Below are 19,336 nucleotides of genomic sequence, written 5' to 3'. Positions count from 1 at the left end.
TTAATGCTATGAAGTATAATCTGTCTAAGATGATGGGGTTAGACATCTACCTATCGTCATTGAATAAAGAAGAGTACGAAGCGGTTTCCTCTAAAATTGCTTATAGGGGTAATTTAATTATGCCTCTTATGAGCTGGGATATTCATAGCGAAGGTTATTTTAAAGGCTTGGAGGATTCAGATAGAACACAAGATATCATTAAAGTGAAATCTTATGCCCAAACCTATAGTTGGCAAGAGAATATAGAGGCTATTTTTGATAAGGAAGTTTTTGAAGCCATCGTTATAACAGACTTAAATCAGAAGATTGTTTGGGTTAATAGAGGCTTTTCTAAAATGACGGGCTATTCTAAAAATGAAGTCTTGAATAAAAAGCCTAGTTTACTTCAAGGCGCGAAGACTTCCAAAGTAATTAAGCAAAAGATAAAATCTAATTTAAAGGGTAGTTTACCATTTAGAGAAGTTATTACAAACTATAGAAAAAACGGGGAGTCTTACGATTGTGAAGTCAAGATTTTTCCATTGTATAGCAAGAATACCAAAACACATTTCATTGCCCTAGAAAGACAAGTAGGGTAGTGGTGCGTTATTAAAAAAAAATAGGGAGTCTAAAGAGTATGTCCTAGTTAACCTGAACTTGTTTCTGGCGCAACTAGTTTTAAGATTCTGAAACACCTTCAGAATGATAGTTTTAGAATTACTTTTTAGGCTTCCTGTTTTAAGTAGGTATTAAATCGCAATACCAAACACCATATTTATTGGCATCGCTGTTACAAACAGAATCATCGGTATTCGGATTTTTATATTCACGATATATTTTTTCGCCAATAGAAAAAGTTACCGGTTGTTTAAAAATAGGGCCGTCAAAACAAAAGGTGTGAAATTCTCCATTTTCCCCACAAGGGTCAACACCTTCCGGAAGATTGTTTATAAAGTCTTTATCTATAATTGTACCCACAAAATCTTCATTGAAGAATTTAGAATTAGCACATACTATAATGGTTTTAAAACCTAAATCTAAAAATTCATTGAGTAGTTCTTTAGTATCACGTTTCCAAATAGGAAAAACAGCTTTAAAACCTTGTTTAGACAATTGATCCTCTCTGTATTTACGTAAATCTTCTAAAAAGATATCACCAAAAGCCGTATGTGTGAAACCTTCATTTTTCAGTCTAGAAACCGTTTTACTCATTATGTTTTCATAGGTAGCCATGTCTGGCATTTCAGGTAATTCAATGAAACTAGAATTTATACCTATGGCTTCCGTCTGAGCTTGTAACAAAGCGTTTCTTAGTCCATGCATAGACACACGGCTATAATGACTATTTACTGTTGTAATTAGTTCATCAACAGTATAGTTTTTATCTTGTAACAAATGGTAAAGTGCTAGAGCTGAGTCTTTCCCTGAACTCCAGTTGAAATAGGTTTTGTGCTTGGTCATTTATGTTAAGGACTACTAAAATATCATTCAACAAACATCTCTGTCTCAAATTTCTTTGATGGTGTTTTTAAACGTTTGCTGTTAATTGTGCTTTTGTTTTGAGGAACAATAGTTTTCGTAATAGTTCCTCTTATATCATCTAAAGCCGCTTTTAGAACAACTTCATTTTCATTCCCAAAGGGTAAAATGTTATTCCAGAATAGATATTCTTTAATTTCAACATTAGGTTCAAAACCTTGCGTATAGTCACTTTCTCCATCTTTATTAAAGGATTGAAAAACTATGGGTTGCATTGCATAAAGATGACTTTGATTTGCAGAACGTCTATCTCTATAATCAGATTTAGGAGAATCAAATAATGTAGTAGACCCTACATTCTTACCAAAAGTTGTGGTACCAAATAATTTTACATACAAAAAGGGTCTTAATCCATTTATAATTAACTCGCTGGCAGAGGCAGTATTCTCAGAAGTCAAAACATAAAGTCTATTAATAGAATTAAGTCTGTTTATATTTTGCTCACCTGTTTTAGTACCGCTATCATCAAATACATTTAAAGTATTGGCAAAGTTATATGTGTCATTTTCATTGGTATGTTTTGCATTATATCTTAATTCGGCAAATACATCCGTTCCAGCGTCAGCATAAATCATACTTGCTAAGTAAGCCGATGTACCAACAGAACCGCCTCCATTTAATCTTAAATCTAAAATAAGCTCATCTATGCCTTCGTTTTTAAAATGCTCAAAAGCGTCGTTTAATTCGTCATTATAAGAAGATCTAAAACCAGTATAAACCAAGTATCCTACTTTTCTACCAGCTACGTCATTAAAGATTGTACTAAAATGAACTGGGTTTTCAGAAATAATCGCAGCACTAATGCTTTTGTCTTCAATGAAATCTAAGACCCCGTTATTTTCGGCAACAAAAGTAAGTTTTACATTGTCTCCAGAAAGTCTGCCAACTAAATCTCTAAAATTATCAATGTTTATGACAGTATCATCAATAGCATTAATAATATCGCCTCTTTTTATGTTTGCCGATTTGGCTGGAGAATTATTTGCTACATAGCTTACATATAGAATAACATCATCAGAATCATTAATTCTCACAGCTTCAAAATCAAAGCCAAAAGTCTTAGAGATACCTTGGAAAGCTTGAAGCTGAGCAATGTAGTCCTCTATAAACCATGAAAACCTATCTGTTTCTCCATAATCGAACCTAAGACTTTTAAAGAAATCTTCTGGGTCGGTAAATGTATTTAAGAGTTCATTGTAGGCCGTGGAGTTATTGTCTACATCATCAGCCAAATTAGGTACATCTTTTTGCCAGAAGTACCAAGAATTCATCCCTTTCCATACAAAGTTATTAATGTCTTTAGAAGATGTTAAATCATCATCTCCATCATTATAACAGTTAAAAAGTAGGTTAAATAAGAGTATTAATATTGGTAGTTTCTTGAAATTCATTAGAATAGTTATTCTATCAACTTAGAGGTATCAATGTACATTTCATTACCAGCAGGAGCAAACTCTTTTGTATTTGTAATGTGTTCAACAGGCATTGATAACTTCTCAAATGATTTAGTAATATTACGTTTCGTTGTAGAACCTGTAATTAACTCAATTGCTTTTGCTAAAAAAGGTTCATTTTCGTCCCCTAAAATACCTAAATTTGCTAAATCTTCACCTTCTGCAACACCATTACTTGTATTATAAGTTATAATATGATCTGGAATTAATCCATTAGTGTAATCGGTTACATCGTCTGCGTTTGCCGATTTTAGCACTAAAGGCTGTAGTGCATAGGTATGGGCTGGGTTTGCATTTTCTTTACCAAAATCTGAAGAATCGTATAAAGTGATGGATGCTGTATATTTACCCGTTGTTGCAGTTCCTATTTGAACAACATCAATGTACGGAGATAGACCATTAATAACTAATTCACTAGCAGAGGCTGAAGAATCTGTAGTTAATACATAAACTTTATTAAGATTTAGAGAAGTTATTGGCGTATCATCTAAAAGTGTATTTGTAAACCTATTTATTAGTCTGTCTGGAGCATTAGCTTCAAAATAGGCCTGATATTTATTATTCCAAATTTCTTTAGAAAATATTTGTTGATAAAACTGACCAGTAATCATACTCGATAAAATTATTGCAGAACTTACGCGTCCTCCTGGGTTGTATCTTAAATCTAATACAAGATCCGTAATACCAGCATTTTTAAGCTCCGAAATAGCAGTATTCAACTCATCATCAAAATCGGCTACAAAACTGTTGTACATTAAATAACCAATTTTGCTACCACCAATTTCCAAAACTTTATTTTTAAGGATAGGATTTTCAGTAAATTCAGATTTGGTTAGTTCTACAGTTGTTCCTGTAAGACTAATGGTATTATTCGAAATGCTGGCTAAACCAAGCGTGTATGTGTTGTTCTGACCAAACAACAAATCTCGGTAATTACTAATAGTAAGTTGTTGACCATTTACTTCAAGGAAAAGATCTCCTCTTTTTATATTTTTTGCAGAGGCATCAGAATCATTGGCAATATATCTCACATAACCAAAAATATCATCAGATCCAGAGAATCTTACAAGACCAAAGTCTACTCCATTAGAAAGTGAAATACCTTGAAAAGAATTTTCTAATGCAACATAATCATCTACCAAAAAACTAAATTTATCAACTGTACCTGGTTGATATAGCATACCATCGAATAATGTTTCTGGAGAATTGTAACCATTTAAAAATGTGAAATAGTCATCTTGAACATTTTTCTTATTATCCGCTAAATTCGGAACATCCTGTTGCCACAAGTACACTTCATTCAATCCACTCCAAACAAAATTATGAATAGGGTTATTTAAGGTAACTGGTTCTGGAGTATCTGGTGTTTCAGGTTCCTTCGGGGAGTCATCGTCACTAGTGCTACAATTCACTAAAAATAGAGAAAAGCTTAAAAAAAGTAATACGTGACTAAGTTTGAACGCTGTTTTTTTCATAGTTAATTTTTTTTAAGAAGTATTAATTAGTCTATTAAACCTTAAAATTACTTACAATATTGCAAACAAAAAACAAAAAACACCTTAAAATTGAAAATGTTAAGTGGAATAATCTATTTAATATTGCTTGTTTAAACAGTATTTTGAAAAAAAAATAAAAACTGTTGTAACAAAACAAATCATGTATCGTCGTAAAGACAAATAGCGAATAAAAGCTATAAACTAAACAACCAAAAAATGACTCAAACAGAGTTTTTAAATATTGTAATGCCTTTTAAGGATAAAGTATTTCGTTTAGCAAAACGATTATTAGTATCTACAGAAGAGGCGGAAGATGCAACTCAAGAAGTTCTGTTAAAACTGTGGAATAATAAAGCGAAAATGAGTGAGTATAAAAATGTTGAAGCATTTTCTATGACCATGACAAAGAATTTTTGTTTTGATAAATTAAAGTCTAAACAGGCACAAAACTTAAAAATTGTTCACAGTAATTATGAAGAAAAAAGTACACCCTTGCAAAAGCAAGTTGAGTTAAATGACAGTGTTAATTGGGTGTCTAAAATAATAGAAGAGTTACCAGAACAACAACGCATGATTGTTCAGTTAAGAGATATTGAGGAATATGATTTTGACGAGATAGCAAAAATGCTAGAAATGAATAATACAGCAGTAAGGGTAGCTTTATCTAGAGCAAGAAAAACAATAAGAGAAAAATTAACAAAAACACATAGTTATGGTGTTAGCTAATATAGAAGAATTACTAGAAAAGTACGAGAACGGAGAAACTACGTTAACAGAAGAGCAGCAGTTAAAAGACTATTTTTCGCAAGAAACTGTAGAGCCTCATTTAGAAATGTATAAACCCATGTTCAACTATTTTTTGGTAAACAAACAAGAGCAGTTTACTAAAGACGTTCCATTAAAAACTAAGAGAACATTTAATTACAAATGGATTTCTGTCGCAGCAGTAGCAGTTCTAATGTTAGGGTTTTATATAAATTCTGGAGATGTTGATCCATCTTTGGCAGATTGCAATGAATTAGGAACTTATTGTAAACCCGAAGAAGCTCTAAATGAAGTATCAAAGCAATTAGCTATGATTTCTGGTCACTTTAATAAAGGCACTCAGGCTGTTGGGTACTTAAGTGAAGTAGACAAAGGTACAGCCGCTTTAGGATACTTAAATGAAATAGAGAATTCTACAAGTATAATTTTTAAGAAATAATAGTAATACTGATTAATATTCAGTTTAAAAACGAACAAGATGAAATCAATAATAAAAAATTTAAGTAAAGTAAAAATGAATAAGAAATTTTTAGTGTTAGTCATGGCAATTATGTTGTTGCCTCTAACAGGAATGGCTCAGAAGAATATTTTTGACAAGTACAGTGAAAACCCAGATGTAACTTATGTAAACATTAAGCCAAAAATGTTTCAAATGATTGCAAAAATGGGTGTGGATACAAGTGATCCTGAAGCAAAAGCTTTTATAGATATGGTAAAAAGTATTACTAGCTTTAGAACTATTGTAACAGATAATAAGGCAATTTCTGCAGATATTTCTAAGTGGGTAAAGTCTCGTTCAAATTCTTTAGAGGAATTAATGGAAGTTAGAGATGACGGTAGTGAAGTGAAATTCTACGTTAAAGAGGGTAGAGATGAAGACCATGTAAAAGAGCTTTTAATTTTTGTGAATGGAATTGATAAGCACATTGAAGAGAAAATAGAAATTAATGGTAAGCAAAGAAGTATTGAGACTGTAGTAGTATCTTTTACAGGAGATATAAATCTTAATGAAATCTCTAAATTAACTGAAAAAATGAATATCCCAGCGGGACAACATTTAGAGAAAAAATAAAAAACTAATCATCAATCATGTTACGAACTTTTAAGTATATACTATGCACCGTTTTAACCGCAGTTTTATTGGTAAGCTGCGGTGATGGTGTAACTCTTCAACGTTATTACGTTGATAACCAAGAGAGCAAAAACTTCATTACACAAGATTTACCAATATCAATGGTGAAAATTGATAAAACCGATTTTTCAGAAGAACAACACGAAGCCTTTAATTCAGTGAGTAGACTTAACTTCTTGGGGTATTCTGTAGGCGATACTGATGTTGAGGTTTATAAAACCGAAATATCAAAAGTTAAAACCATTTTAAGTGCAGAGAAGTATCAAGATTTAATGGAGTTTAGCGATAGGGGTAGAAAGATTGTTGTTAAGTACATAGGTGATGATGAAACTGCAGATGAGGTTGTAATCTTTGGAAGTGCTCAAGAAATGGGGTTTGCTATTGTTCGCATACTGGGAGATGAAATGAATCCTGAAAAAATGGGGCGTTTAGTGTACAGCTTACAAAATGCCCAGGTAGATGAAAACCAAATACAAGATATTATGAATTTCTTTAAAGAAGATCTCATTCATAATAATTTAAATGTTAATTAAAAAAGGTTCGCCAATTTGGCGAACCTTTTTTTATGAGGAAGTTTTAGAATGTTCTTCCTTATCTTTTATAAAGGATTTTGCAGAGATTAAATTAACCATTATGGCCAAAAATATAATGGTTAGAATAGTTAAAACCACAAAATTATTCAAGATATCTAGTATGCCTCCAATAAAAAAGCCGCTTACTAAAAGTCCGCAAAGTAATAAAGATTGTTTATCGGTAAGCATAATGTGAGAGACTTATATTCCTGTATAGTTACTAGGTGTAATACGTTTTAATTCTTCTTTTATTGCATTTGATACTTCTAAAGTGTCAATAAAATTGGCAATAGAATCTTGATTTATGGTGTCGTTAGTTCTTGTTAAGCCTTTAAGCGCTTCATATGGGTTTGGGTAACCTTCTCTACGCAGTATGGTCTGAATAGCTTCTGCTACTACAGCCCAATTGTTTTCTAAGTCTAGGGCAAACTTAGCTTCATTTAGAAGCAATTTGTTTAGGCCTTTTAATGTTGCTTTAAAGCCAATTATTGTATGACCAAATGGTACACCAACATTCCTTAAAACAGTACTGTCGGTTAAATCACGTTGTAATCTAGATATAGGTAACTTTGCAGAAAGGTGTTCAAAAATAGCATTCGCAATACCCAAGTTGCCTTCACTGTTTTCAAAGTCAATCGGATTTACTTTATGCGGCATTGCAGAACTTCCTACTTCACCTTTTTTAATCTTTTGCTTGAAGTAATCCATAGAAACGTACGTCCAAACATCTCTGTCTAAATCAATTAAAATTGTATTAATACGTTTTAGACCATCAAATAAAGCAGCCATATGATCATAGTGCTCAATTTGTGTTGTAGGGAAAGAATGGTGTAAGCCTAATTTTTCTTGTACAAAAGCATCTCCAAAGGCTTTCCAATCAATATTTGGATAAGCCACATGGTGAGCGTTAAAGTTTCCTGTAGCTCCACCAAATTTGGCAGCACTTGGTATATCGTTTAATAAATTAAATTGTTCTTCTAAGCGTGTTACAAAAACATTAATCTCTTTTCCTAAACGCGTAGGAGATGCAGGTTGCCCGTGTGTTCTTGCTAACATTGGTACGTCATTCCATTCTTCAACTAAAGCTTTTAATTTCTTTAAAACCTCGAAGTATTCAGGAACGTAAACGGCATTCATAGCTTCTTTAATACTTAAAGGAATTGCAGTATTGTTTATATCCTGTGAGGTTAATCCAAAGTGAATAAATTCTTTATATTGTGACAAACCTAAAGCATCAAATTTTTCTTTTATAAAGTATTCAACCGCCTTAACATCATGGTTTGTTACGCTTTCAATTTCTTTTATAGCCAAAGCATCTTCAGCAGTAAATGCTTTGTAAATAGCTCTTAAATCATCAAAAAGACTATTATCTACGTCTGCAAGTTGTGGTAAAGGTAATTCACAAAGTGCAATAAAGTATTCTATTTCTACTAAAACACGATATTTAATAAGTGCTTCTTCAGAAAAGAAAGGGGCCAATTCATTGGCTTTACTTCTATAACGTCCGTCTATTGGAGAGATGGCATTTAATACGGATAATGACATATGTAATTTGATTTTTAAGAAGTTGCAAAGATAGTTTATTTAGATAGAAGACCGAAGCTTGAGGACTGAAGTTTTATATCTTATCTAATTTTTTGATTTTTTTCAAAATTTGTCTTGCTCGAGCTTTAAAAGCAGCACTTTGTAATGCGAAATCTTGCTCCAAAATAGTCTTAAGTTCCGGATAAACCCAATCATATGTTTTACCTAAAATAAAAAGGGTAGACATACTATAGGCTTTGGGAGCAACTTTTTCATCGTTTATTAAATAATCAAAACAAGTTTCTATAATACGTTCTTTATGGATTTCTTTTAACTCAGACTTAATTAAATTATCAGTTTTGGAGTTGTAAGCTTTGGCTATAAGTTCACAAACTTTGGCTACAGGTCTCACAGCGGAATCTAAATGAACTTTATGAATGTTCTCCGTAAAATAATCTAGATGAGGAATAATAGCCTCAATATTTTCGCTACTCATAAACTCAAATACCCAAGCGGCTCGGGGAGAAATCTTATCATCTACCGTAAATAAAATTTCTAACAATTTTGGAACTAGCTCCGGATTGTTAATTATTAAATTCGCATAATAAGTCCGTTTTTCCCGAGAATGGTTCACATAGTTTAGTTCGTCATAAAGTTGAGCAGTAGTCAAAGCTAATTTATTATTTTTATAAACTAAATGTATTAAAATTACAGAAATGAAGATTATAAAAAAGGTATTATTATTTCTACTTGTTGCTTTTGTGATTGCTCAGTTTTTTAGACCAGAGAAGAATGATGGAGACGTAGCTTCAATTGATGCTTTTTATAAAGAAACCAATCCAACCAATGCTGTAAAACTAATTTTAAAAGACGCCTGTTTAGATTGCCATAGTGGTGTTACTAAGTATCCCTGGTACAATGCTATAACTCCAGTTAATTATTGGTTAAAAAATCACATTGACCATGGTAAGAAACATTTTAATGTATCTAATTGGGAGGGTAATTCTATTAAAAGGAAGGATCATAAGTTTGAAGAATTAATAGAAATGGTAGAAGATAAGACCATGCCCTTAAATTCATATACCTGGACTCATAAAGAGGCTAAACTCACAGATAGTCAGATCAAAGCTATTGTAGATTGGGCAAAAAGAGTGCGTTTGTCTTATGATTTAAAACAAAAGCCAGAATAGCATTATGCCTAAAACCCTTTTAATAATTGGTTTTGTATGGCCTGAACCTAAAAGTTCTGCCGCAGGGAGTAGAATGCTACAATTAATTGAAACTTTTCGGTTAGCCCAGTACAATATTACTTTTGCAAGTGCATGTGCTAAAACCGAAAATGCAATTAATCTCGAAGCTATTGGCGTTTCACAAAAGTCTATTGAGTTAAACAGTTCTAGTTTTGATGACTTTGTAAAAGCATTGAGTCCAGATGTCGTTATGTTCGATAGGTTTATGACTGAAGAACAATTTGGTTGGCGCGTAACCGAAAATTGTCCCAATGCTTTAAAAGTATTAGATACCGAAGATTTACACTGTTTAAGAAGAGGAAGGCAACAAGCCTATAAAGACGCATCTGAATTTGATATGTCCTATTTATTTAATGATACGGCTAAACGAGAAATAGCTAGCATTTACCGTTGCGATATAAGTTTGATAATTTCTGAGGTTGAAATGGAGATATTAAAATCAGATTTTAAAGTTAACGAATCATTACTTTACTATGTCCCATTTTTGTTAGATCAAATTTCAGAAGAAGAAACTCAAAAAATACCTGAATTTAAGGATAGAAATAATTTTATAACTATTGGTAATTTTTTACATGAACCCAACTACAATGGGGTTCTATATTTAAAGGAAACCATTTGGCCTTTAATAAAAAAAGAAATACCTAATGCTGAAATTCATATTTATGGAGCTTATGCTAGTCAAAAAGTAAATCAATTGCAGAATATTAATGAAGGCTTTTTTGTAAAAGGCTTTGCAGAAGATGTGAATGAAGTAATGCAAAAGGCTAAAGTTTGCTTAGTGCCTGTGCGGTTTGGAGCTGGTTTAAAAGGAAAGATTATAGATGCAATGGTTAATGGAATACCATGTGTTACTACTAAGATAGGAGCAGAGGGAATGTTTGGAGGTTTTGAAGTGAACGGTTTTGTTGAAGACAATCCAGAAGATTTTGCAAAAAGGGCAATTGAAATGTTTCAAAATGAAACGCTTTGGTACGAAAAGCAACAAAACGGATTTAAAGTACTCAATGAAAGATTTAATAAAAATGATTTTCAAAAAGCGTTTCTGAATAAAATTGAGCATTTAACTTTAAGTATAGACAATCATAGACTTCAAAATTTTACAGGAGCTATATTACAACATCATTCCCATCAAAGTACTAAATTTATGAGTAGATGGATTGAAGAGAAGAATAAATGATGATAAATGAATGATTTGTGCTAAAGTAAAGTTGAAATGTGGTAATGAAACTTATATAAAGGTTATAAGTTTACTTTTTAAAGTAGGGTTTAATGAATAGCAAGCTTAAATACGTGTTAATAACGGGTTTGATACTCCTAGGATGGAGCGTTCCTTCCCAAACTAACGTGCCTCCAAATATTTTGGCGACTGGAGATCAAGTATATTGTCCTTTAAGTCAGATAAATATTGTTACAGGTTTTAGTATCGTAGATCCAGATGATACTGAAATAGAATCGCTAAGTATTCAAATATCTACGGGTTATGTGCAAGCCGAAGATCGATTATTATTGTTAGGAAGTCATCCAAATATCAATAGTTTATGGAATGCTCAAGAGGGAAAGCTGACGTTTACGGGAATAGGAGGTTTGAACGTTTCATATTCTGATTTGATTAATGCCGTAAATAATGTTGTTTTTGAAAGTAGTTCCGCTAGTGTTTCGGGAGATAAGTTCTTTTCTTTTACAATAGGAGATGCTAATTATTTGCCTTCTACAGGGCATTACTACGAATACGTGGCAAATACAGGAATTACTTGGACTCAAGCAAGAGCAGCTGCAGCTGCCAGAACTTATTTTGGTTTACAAGGTTATTTAGCAACAATTACTTCGGCTGAGGAAGCGCAATTATCGGGCGAACAAGCAGCAGGGGCTGGTTGGATTGGAGGAAGCGATGCTGCTTCAGAAGGTGTTTGGGAGTGGGTGACAGGTCCCGAAGCGGGAACAGTTTTCTGGAACGGTGGAATTAATGGAACTACACCTAATTATGCCAATTGGAATTCCAATGAACCTAATGATTGTTGTTCTCCTTCGAATGGAGACGAAAATTATGCCCACGTTACAAGTCCAAATATTGGTACAAGAGGTTCGTGGAACGATTTGCCTAATGCCGGGGACTTAGATCCGTTAAGTGAATATCATCCGCAAGGTTATGTGGTGGAATATGGAGGCATGCCTGGAGACCCAATTGTTAATATTGCAGCTAGTACAAGAATTAGAATTCCCGAAATTATAAATACTGTTGATGCAGAGGTATGTGGTTCTGGTAGTATGATATTGAATGCCAATGCGTCTGAAGGTAATGTGATTTGGTTTGATGCCTTATCTGGAGGAAATCAGATTCAAACGGGTTCCTCGTTTACCACTCCTAATTTAACAAATACAACAACATACTATGTGCTGGCTTCCGTAAATGGATGTTTAGAGGGAGAAAGAACTCCTGTTACAGCGAATGTTATATCTATTCCTACAATTACTTCGGTTAATAATACAAGTGTATGCGGAAGTGGTTCAGCCACGTTATCCGCTACACCTTCTTCTGGTGTGGTAAATTGGTATAATGTACCTGTAGGTGGTACGCCATTAGCCAATGGAACCACTTTTGTTACTCCTAATCTAACTAACACAACAGTCTATTATGTAGATGCAACTAATAATGGTTGTACAACACCTACAAGAACACCTGTGACTGTAACTGTTAATCCTTTGCCTCAATTTCAAGCTGATAATGGTGTAGTCTACTGTTTAGACTCGGGGAGTGTTAGTTTGGAAACATACAACCCAAACGATATCTATACTTATGAGTGGTTTAATGAAAATGGAGATGTTGTTGGGAATCTTTCAACCGTTAATGTGAATGAAGATGGTGTTTATACGGTTATTGCTACTTCTTCATTCAATTGCGAATCTGCACCAGTATTATTTAAGGTAGTTGGGAAACCGAATATTACAGATGAGGATATAATAGTGGAAGAGCTGTCTATCAACAATTCAATTACCATAGATATATCAGATATAAACGCCAATGATTATGAATTCTCGTTAAATAATGAATTCGGTCCTTATCAAGATTCGCCCTTTTTTGAAGGTGTATTTTCGGGAGATCATATTTTATACATCAGGGATAAATATAACTGTAGTATTACGCAATTTCAAGTATTTATTTTAGGTTTTCCTAAATTTTTTACCCCTAATGGTGATAGCTATAATGCTACTTGGAATATTAAAGGTTTAGGAAATAACTATAGTCAGAATTCCTCTGTTTATATCTATGATAGGTATGGGAAATTGATTAAACAAATAATACCTGGAGCTAGTGGATGGGATGGTACTTTTAATGGGCAACCATTGTCCAATTCCGATTATTGGTTTGTAGCTCATCTTATTGATAATGATGGAAATTTAAAAATTTATCGAGGACATTTTAGTTTGATAAGATAATGTTATTATGACCTATCAAAAGCGCTTATTCGATGAACAACCTGATGCAATTGATTTTAAATTACCAGATGCAGATGTCGTTCTATATACTAACTTTTTCTCAAGCGAAGAATCTAACAAATTATTCAAAAGTTTAAAGGAAACTATTGAATGGCAACAAGATCAGGTGAAATTTTATGGTAAAGTAATGGACGTTCCCAGATTAACAGCTCTGTATGGGAATGATACTAATGTATACAGGTATTCAGGATTAACATTTTATCCAAAAAACTGGAATGAAGATTTACAGTTTATTAAGAAACGTGTAGAGTCTGTTGCTAAGGTAGAGTTTACAAGTTGTCTATTGAATTATTACAGAGATGGAAGAGATAGTATGGATTGGCACCAAGACAATGAAAAAGAACTAGGAAACAATCCTGTTATAGCCTCGGTTACTTTTGGAGCAATGCGAACATTTCAATTAAAACATTTAAATAGAACAGATTTAAATCGTGTTGATATTCCTTTAAATCATGGCGATTTTTTATTAATGCAAGGGAAAACACAACATTTCTGGAAACATAAAATACCAAAAACCAAGAAACAGATTGGTTCAAGAATAAATCTTACATTTAGAGTCATTAAACACTAACCAGCTAAACCATGTCTTATTTCAAAATCTTACTAAAGAGATTCCATGTTTTAATCGCTTTTGTCTTTCTTTTTAATTGTAATTCAACAGTTAATAACAAAACTGAAGTATCTACGAATCCTAAAAAACCAAATGTTATAATTGTGTTTATTGATGATATGGGATACGGAGATGTTGGATGCTACGGTGCAACAGGATTTGAAACGCCTAATTTAGATGATATGGCTGCACAAGGCATGAAGTTTACAAATTTCTATGCGGCACAACCCGTATGCAGTGCTTCAAGAGCTGGACTCTTAACTGGATGTTATCCTAATAGAATTGGCTTTTCAGGGGCTTTGTTTCCCCATCATAATGTCGGGCTTAACACAGAAGAATGGACTATAGCCGAAATGTTTAAGGCTCAAGATTACGCTACTGGTTGCTTTGGGAAATGGCATTTAGGTTGGCAAAAGGAGTTTTTGCCTTTGCAACATGGTTTTGATGCGTATGTAGGTTTACCTTATTCTAACGATATGTGGCCGCATAGCAATGTAGATGGTCATGCCTTACCAAAAGATAAAGGAAGAGGTAAAATGCCGCCACTTCCGTTAATTGTTGCTAACAAGACGAGTGATACCATTTCCAGCTTAAAGGATCAAGATAAATTAACTACACTTTACACAGAAAAGGCAGTTGATTTTATTAATAAAAATGCAGACAACCCTTTCTTTATTTATCTGCCTCACACCATGGGTCACATACCTTTGGGAGTTTCAGATAAGTTTAGAGGTAAAAGTGAGCAAGGTTTTTACGGAGATGTAATGATGGAAATAGATTGGTCTGTCGGTGAAATTAATAAAGCTTTAGAAAAAAATAATTTAGTAGATAATACCATAGTAATTTTTACCACAGATAACGGACCTTGGCTTAACTTTGGAAATCATGCTGGATCTTCTGGTGGGCTTAGAGAAGGCAAAACCACAAGTTGGGAGGGAGGACAACGAGTGCCTTTTATAATTAAATGGCCTAATAATGTGCCAGAAGGCAAAGTTTGTAATAAACTGGCTTGTGCTATAGACCTATTGCCAACTTTGGCTTCGATTACTGGGGGAAAACTTTCTGAAAGGAAAATCGATGGTGTAGATATAACATCACTCTTCAAAGGAGATTTTGAAAAAACACCACGACAAAGTATATGGTATTACTTTGGAAAAAATAATTTAAATGGCGTAAGAAAGGGGAATTGGAAATTAGTATTACCTCATACTTGGGCATCTTATAATGTGAAACCAGGTAATGATGGACACGGGAGCAAGCGGGTTAAAATAACTCTTGAGTCTCCAGAACTCTACAATATGATGAGAGACCCTGGAGAGCAATATAATGTTTACGACTACTATCCAGAAAAGGTAGAAGAGCTCATGGAAGAGGTTGAGAAGGCTAGAAAGGAATTGGGAGATGAAAATGTTGGCATAGCGAAAGGGATTGGGAATAGAGAAATTGGAAAATTAAATTAGAGTTTCAATTAATTCTTTTACTCCAATAGTAGCTGGTTTTGCAATAACCGTAAGATCACTTTTGTTGGAAATTGCAGGGTTTGGGTCTATATAATAAACTGGTATGCCAGATGGGGCATAATGCATGAGTCCTGCAGCAGGGTAAACTTGCATGGAAGTACCAATAATAACCATAATGTCTGCGGTTTCACAAACTTCTATGGCCTTAGAAATCATTGGAACATCTTCACCAAACCAAACAATATGTGGTCTTAATTGATGTCCTTTTTTACACAAATCACCTAAAATTAAATCTGTCTTCCATTCTTGTACGTCCGTTTCGTCGTAAGAACTTCTCACTTTTAATAACTCTCCATGTAAGTGCAGCACATTTGTACTGCCACCGCGTTCATGCAAGTCATCTACATTTTGAGTAATAATAGTTACGTTATACGTTTTTTCAAGTTCGGCTAAATCTGTGTGTGCACTATTTGGAGTAACTTCAAATAGCTGTCTTCTTCTTTGGTTATAAAAATCTAAAACTAACTCTGGGTTTGCAGCATAACCTTGAGGAGAAGCAACTTCCATTACATCATGACCTTCCCATAAACCACCAGAATCTCTAAAGGTTTTAACACCACTTTCGGCACTAATTCCAGCTCCGGTAAGTACAACAATGTGTTTTTTTAAGCTTTTTTCCATGTTTTGTATTGTTTAGACTTTACAAAGTCTTCAAGTTCATTTATACCATTTTCATCTACTTCTTCAATAAAATCTACTAAGTCCTCTTTTAAATAATCACTTTCAACTAAAACGTCCAACAAATCAATACATTTATCATATTCACCATTAAGACATAAGGCATATAAGTATGACGTATGCCCCTCAGAAAACTCAGGATAATTATCAGATATATATTTATAATGTTCTACTGCTTTTTTAGGATTAGGTCTTTCAATTTCTATGTTACCCTTTAGAAAAATTAAGAAGTCATCAGATGTTTCATCTTCCAATCTATTTAATAATTCAAGCGCTTTATCATACTCTTTGGTTATGATGTAATAGTCAATTTGATTTAAATAAAGGGTTGGATCATTAGGATATGTTTTAGCAATTAATTCCATTGAATTTTTATATGCCCTATCATTAATTTCTGCCGCACAGGTAGATTTTAAAATTAAAGTGAACTTATCATTTTTTAAATCGCCTTTTATTTCGTTAAATTTTTGATATGCTTTTTGAAATTCACCCTGATTATAAAGCTTTACGGCATCTGCTACTTTTAGGAATTCAACAGAATTATTTTCTCCAAAAAGACTAAATAAACTCTTCTTTGGTAAACTATACATATAGAACCTTTTAAAAGTAGCACTTAGGTCTTCTCCAGATAGATAAACATAAATATCATTGAAAAGAAACGTATCATCTTTCTTAGAAACACGATACTGATGATAGTTTACTCCAGTTAGTGAAGAGTAAAGCCTAAATAACATATTATAGGATTGCGTTGTCTCATCGTAAAAATAATTTACAAAGTCATAATATCCTCCTGCATTAACTTCATCAATTATTTTTTGAGGTAAAGATTTTAAACCAGCCTTAATACCTGTAATATAGTCTTTCTGGAACTTGTCGGAATTGTAACGTTGAGATACACCTTCGGTAATAAAATGACTAAAAGTCTCTATGTCAAAATAGTTTAAATACCCATCTACATCACCATTTATAATCATATTTTGAATATTATCTCCTAATTCAAGAACAAGAGAATCGTTTTCTATAGTATTTGAAAGCTTTACTATATCCACGCTTTCCTGCTTAGGTGTTGTTTGCTTTTTTTGAGAACAGGAAAACGTAAAAAGTAAACAAGAAAGTGTAAAAACGAATATTTTGAGTAGGCCTTGTATGTTCATGTAGTTGTATATTTATAGCATAAATATAATTCTATTTTAATGATTGACGTAAATTTATTACAACATTTGGAGAGCTATTTAACTGAAAACAGGAGAAAACGATTTAATGAAGTATTGCCGCAAAGAACAAAACATTTTACTGTGGCCACAGAAGATGTTTATCAGTTACATAATACGAGTGCTGTAATAAGAAGTTGTGATGTTTTTGGTATTCAAGAAGTAAACATTATTGAAGAACAAAATACAAAGCGAATTGATAGAGAAATTGCAATGGGAGCTCAAAAATGGGTGGATTTAAATAGATACCACTCCGTTAAAGAATGCATTAGTGATTTAAAAAGTAAAGGGTACCAAATAGTAGCTACTACGCCACATACCAACGATTGTGAATTACATGATTTTGACGTTACAAAGAAGTCTTGTTTTTTCTTTGGAAGAGAAACAGAAGGATTATCTGAAGACGTTATTGAAGCGGCAGATTCTTACTTAAAAATACCAATGGTAGGTTTTACAGAGAGTTTAAATATTTCTGTTTCGGCAGCTATAATATTACAACATGTTACAACAAAACTTAGGCAAACCAATTTGAATTGGCAATTGACCAAAGACGAAATATTAGAAAAGAAGCTAGATTGGATTTCAAAAACTATTAAAAGCTATGACGAAATAGTAGCGCGTTTTTATGATGAATAAAATTTCGTAATTTTAGTATCCTAACTAAAACAACTAAAACATGTATGTTCTCCTTTACATTTTACTTGGACTAATTGCAATTTTTTTAATCTTAACTTTATTAGCTCCAAAACGTTACCATGTATATAGGAACGTTGAAATTGAATGTTCTCTTTCGGATGTGTTTTTTTACCTTAAACACATAAAGAATCAAAATGATTGGTCTCCTTGGAAGAAGAAAGATCCAGATATGAAGCAAGAGTTTTTTGGTAAAGATGGCGAAGTTGGTTTTAAAACCAAATGGGATGGGAATAAAGATGTTGGATCTGGAGAGCAAGAAATTATGCGCATTGTAAAAGATGAAATTATAGAGTCTGAATTGCGCTTTTTTAAACCTTGGAAATCTACTTCTGATGCCTATCTAAGAGTGGAGTATTTAGGTGATGAAAGAACAAAAGTTACATGGGGCTTTTCCGGAAAGAATAAGTTCCCCTTTAGCATTTTTATGCTGTTTTTTAATATGGATACTGCGGTAGGAAAGGACTTTGAAGAAGGCTTGGAATCCTTAAAAATAATTTTAGAAAAATAAAAAAAGAGAAGCTGTTGCTTCTCTTTTTTTTATAGTCTTTTATTACGTCCTCTACTGAGGACTTTATATTCTTCGTAGCACTCACTAATTGCATCTAATATTTGTAAATCGTTTGCGGATTGTATGAACCCTTTGGAATAATTACATTGACTTACAATTTCGTCTAAATCTACCTTTTCAACATTAAGTAATGCGGTTAGCATTTCTCTATCAAATTTAGAAGCCAATAGGTTTCTGATTTCATCATCCTGCTTCATTTTCTTTAGCTTTCTTAGCTCGTTTGGTTTTTTACCAAACATTCTATGAAGAAAATCTGCTGGGTTAAAAATTGAGCCTATTATTTTATTAATACCAGATGGTTTAGAAGCTTCATAACCCGTTGGTAACCCAGAAATTTGATAGCGGTAATTGTCATTTGGTGCTGGTACCTGTTGAATATCAACCTCTAAATAACCAGTTAAACGCAATTGGTTTACAACAACTTTTTCCAGAGCCAAAGCTAATTCTGTAAGTTTAATTTCAGAGCTTCCAAATTTAAGCCAGTCATTAGTAACTCTTACCTTTATTGATTTATAACCTAAATAAGACAGATGGAGCGTATCATTAACTTTCGCTGCAATTTCAAATTCTCCGTTATTATTAGTTGTAGTACCAGTAACCTGATTTAAGTTAACTATGTTTACACTTTCTAAAGGTTTGTCATTAGCAGCATCTAAAATTACTCCTATAGCTAATTTATTTTCTTGTGCAGTAATAGCTGCCGTTGAAAACATAACACAAATAAGAAGTAAAATACGTTTCATATGCTTTTTATATAGCTCTAATTTAAGGATAAAGTTACTAAACTAATTAACAACACCTTGTTTTGTTATTCTTTTTGACTAAAAATTAACAAAATTGTTTAATG

The 19,336-nt window shown here is 33.0% G+C and carries 21 protein-coding genes; 12 read left to right on the top strand and 9 right to left on the bottom strand.

Annotated features, from left to right (window positions below; genetic code table 11):
- Positions 1 to 8 precede the first annotated feature (8 nt).
- Complete coding sequence (locus FUA24_RS01980; protein ID WP_148539830.1) at positions 9 to 578, top strand: PAS domain-containing protein; 570 nt, start codon at positions 9 to 11, stop codon at positions 576 to 578.
- A gap of 139 nt (positions 579 to 717) precedes the next feature.
- Here FUA24_RS01980 and FUA24_RS01975 read toward each other — a convergent pair whose 3' ends face one another.
- Genes FUA24_RS01975 through FUA24_RS01965 form a run of 3 tightly spaced genes read right to left on the bottom strand, consistent with a single transcriptional unit; the run spans position 718 to position 4,447 of the window.
- Positions 718 to 1,440 (bottom strand): Dph6-related ATP pyrophosphatase, encoded by a 723-nt coding sequence (locus tag FUA24_RS01975; RefSeq protein ID WP_148539829.1) that lies wholly within the window; start codon positions 1,438 to 1,440, stop codon positions 718 to 720.
- Between the two features lie 23 nt (positions 1,441 to 1,463).
- Complete coding sequence (locus FUA24_RS01970; RefSeq protein WP_148539828.1) at positions 1,464 to 2,909, bottom strand: S41 family peptidase; 1,446 nt, start codon at positions 2,907 to 2,909, stop codon at positions 1,464 to 1,466.
- 8 nt (positions 2,910 to 2,917) lie between these two features.
- Positions 2,918 to 4,447, bottom strand: coding sequence for a S41 family peptidase (locus FUA24_RS01965; RefSeq protein WP_148539827.1), 1,530 nt, complete (start codon positions 4,445 to 4,447; stop codon positions 2,918 to 2,920).
- A gap of 237 nt (positions 4,448 to 4,684) precedes the next feature.
- Here FUA24_RS01965 and FUA24_RS01960 point away from each other — a divergent pair, with 237 nt between their 5' ends.
- The 4 genes from FUA24_RS01960 to FUA24_RS01945 are packed head-to-tail and all read left to right on the top strand — an operon-like array spanning position 4,685 to position 6,898.
- The gene (locus tag FUA24_RS01960) at positions 4,685 to 5,194 is read left to right on the top strand and encodes an RNA polymerase sigma factor (protein ID WP_148539826.1); all 510 of its coding nucleotides are present in this window, start codon (positions 4,685 to 4,687) and stop codon (positions 5,192 to 5,194) included.
- Positions 5,181 to 5,672: a hypothetical protein gene (locus tag FUA24_RS01955; protein ID WP_148539825.1), complete on the top strand. Its 492-nt coding sequence runs from the start codon at positions 5,181 to 5,183 to the stop codon at positions 5,670 to 5,672. Before FUA24_RS01960 ends, FUA24_RS01955 begins: the two co-directional genes overlap by 14 nt.
- A 39-nt stretch (positions 5,673 to 5,711) precedes the next feature.
- Positions 5,712 to 6,305 (top strand): DUF4252 domain-containing protein, encoded by a 594-nt coding sequence (locus FUA24_RS01950; RefSeq protein ID WP_246146925.1) that lies wholly within the window; start codon positions 5,712 to 5,714, stop codon positions 6,303 to 6,305.
- 17 nt (positions 6,306 to 6,322) lie between these two features.
- Positions 6,323 to 6,898 (top strand): DUF4252 domain-containing protein, encoded by a 576-nt coding sequence (locus FUA24_RS01945; RefSeq protein WP_148539823.1) that lies wholly within the window; start codon positions 6,323 to 6,325, stop codon positions 6,896 to 6,898.
- Between the two features lie 30 nt (positions 6,899 to 6,928).
- Here the strand turns inward: FUA24_RS01945 and FUA24_RS01940 are convergent, their stop codons facing one another.
- The 3 genes from FUA24_RS01940 to FUA24_RS01930 form a co-directional block, all read right to left on the bottom strand.
- Positions 6,929 to 7,126, bottom strand: a complete 198-nt coding sequence (locus tag FUA24_RS01940; protein ID WP_148539822.1) for a hypothetical protein — start codon at positions 7,124 to 7,126, stop codon at positions 6,929 to 6,931.
- Positions 7,127 to 7,138: 12 nt separating this feature from the next.
- Positions 7,139 to 8,482, bottom strand: coding sequence for an adenylosuccinate lyase (gene purB, locus FUA24_RS01935; RefSeq protein ID WP_148539821.1), 1,344 nt, complete (start codon positions 8,480 to 8,482; stop codon positions 7,139 to 7,141).
- A gap of 73 nt (positions 8,483 to 8,555) precedes the next feature.
- On the bottom strand, positions 8,556 to 9,131 hold the full coding sequence (locus FUA24_RS01930) for an adenylosuccinate lyase (RefSeq protein WP_148539820.1): 576 nt from the start codon (positions 9,129 to 9,131) through the stop codon (positions 8,556 to 8,558).
- A 46-nt stretch (positions 9,132 to 9,177) separates the two neighbouring features.
- Here FUA24_RS01930 and FUA24_RS01925 point away from each other — a divergent pair, with 46 nt between their 5' ends.
- From FUA24_RS01925 to FUA24_RS01905, 5 genes are all read left to right on the top strand, one after another.
- Entirely contained in the window at positions 9,178 to 9,651 is a 474-nt protein-coding gene (locus FUA24_RS01925; RefSeq protein WP_148539819.1) for a heme-binding domain-containing protein, read from the top strand.
- Positions 9,652 to 9,655: 4 nt separating this feature from the next.
- Positions 9,656 to 10,888 carry a glycosyltransferase gene (locus tag FUA24_RS01920; protein ID WP_148539818.1) on the top strand — a complete coding sequence of 411 codons (1,233 nt, stop codon included), beginning with the start codon at positions 9,656 to 9,658 and terminating at the stop codon, positions 10,886 to 10,888.
- Between the two features lie 92 nt (positions 10,889 to 10,980).
- Complete coding sequence (locus FUA24_RS01915) at positions 10,981 to 13,146, top strand: Ig-like domain-containing protein (protein ID WP_148539817.1); 2,166 nt, start codon at positions 10,981 to 10,983, stop codon at positions 13,144 to 13,146.
- A gap of 7 nt (positions 13,147 to 13,153) precedes the next feature.
- Entirely contained in the window at positions 13,154 to 13,777 is a 624-nt protein-coding gene (locus FUA24_RS01910) for an alpha-ketoglutarate-dependent dioxygenase AlkB family protein (protein WP_148539816.1), read from the top strand.
- An 11-nt stretch (positions 13,778 to 13,788) separates the two neighbouring features.
- Positions 13,789 to 15,276: a sulfatase family protein gene (locus FUA24_RS01905; RefSeq protein WP_148539815.1), complete on the top strand. Its 1,488-nt coding sequence runs from the start codon at positions 13,789 to 13,791 to the stop codon at positions 15,274 to 15,276.
- Here FUA24_RS01905 and FUA24_RS01900 read toward each other — a convergent pair.
- Together FUA24_RS01900 and FUA24_RS01895 are read right to left on the bottom strand one after the other, a co-directional pair.
- Positions 15,268 to 15,957, bottom strand: a complete 690-nt coding sequence (locus FUA24_RS01900) for an SIR2 family NAD-dependent protein deacylase (RefSeq protein WP_148539814.1) — start codon at positions 15,955 to 15,957, stop codon at positions 15,268 to 15,270. The two genes, FUA24_RS01905 and FUA24_RS01900, sit on opposite strands and share 9 nt — an antisense overlap.
- On the bottom strand, positions 15,942 to 17,063 hold the full coding sequence (locus FUA24_RS01895; protein WP_148539813.1) for a tetratricopeptide repeat protein: 1,122 nt from the start codon (positions 17,061 to 17,063) through the stop codon (positions 15,942 to 15,944). The genes FUA24_RS01900 and FUA24_RS01895 overlap by 16 nt, the downstream gene beginning before the upstream one ends.
- A gap of 144 nt (positions 17,064 to 17,207) precedes the next feature.
- On the opposite strand from FUA24_RS01895, the gene FUA24_RS01890 reads away from it, so the two are divergent.
- The gene (locus FUA24_RS01890) at positions 17,208 to 17,861 is read left to right on the top strand and encodes a TrmH family RNA methyltransferase (protein ID WP_148539812.1); all 654 of its coding nucleotides are present in this window, start codon (positions 17,208 to 17,210) and stop codon (positions 17,859 to 17,861) included.
- A gap of 40 nt (positions 17,862 to 17,901) precedes the next feature.
- The gene (locus tag FUA24_RS01885; RefSeq protein ID WP_148539811.1) at positions 17,902 to 18,429 is read left to right on the top strand and encodes an SRPBCC family protein; all 528 of its coding nucleotides are present in this window, start codon (positions 17,902 to 17,904) and stop codon (positions 18,427 to 18,429) included.
- 29 nt (positions 18,430 to 18,458) lie between these two features.
- On the opposite strand, the gene FUA24_RS01880 is transcribed toward FUA24_RS01885, so the two are convergent.
- Entirely contained in the window at positions 18,459 to 19,232 is a 774-nt protein-coding gene (locus FUA24_RS01880; RefSeq protein ID WP_148539810.1) for a carboxypeptidase-like regulatory domain-containing protein, read from the bottom strand.
- Positions 19,233 to 19,336 lie beyond the last annotated feature (104 nt).

This window comes from Seonamhaeicola marinus, from assembly GCF_008085455.1.
This window is presented reverse-complemented; position numbering and strand designations above follow the sequence as displayed.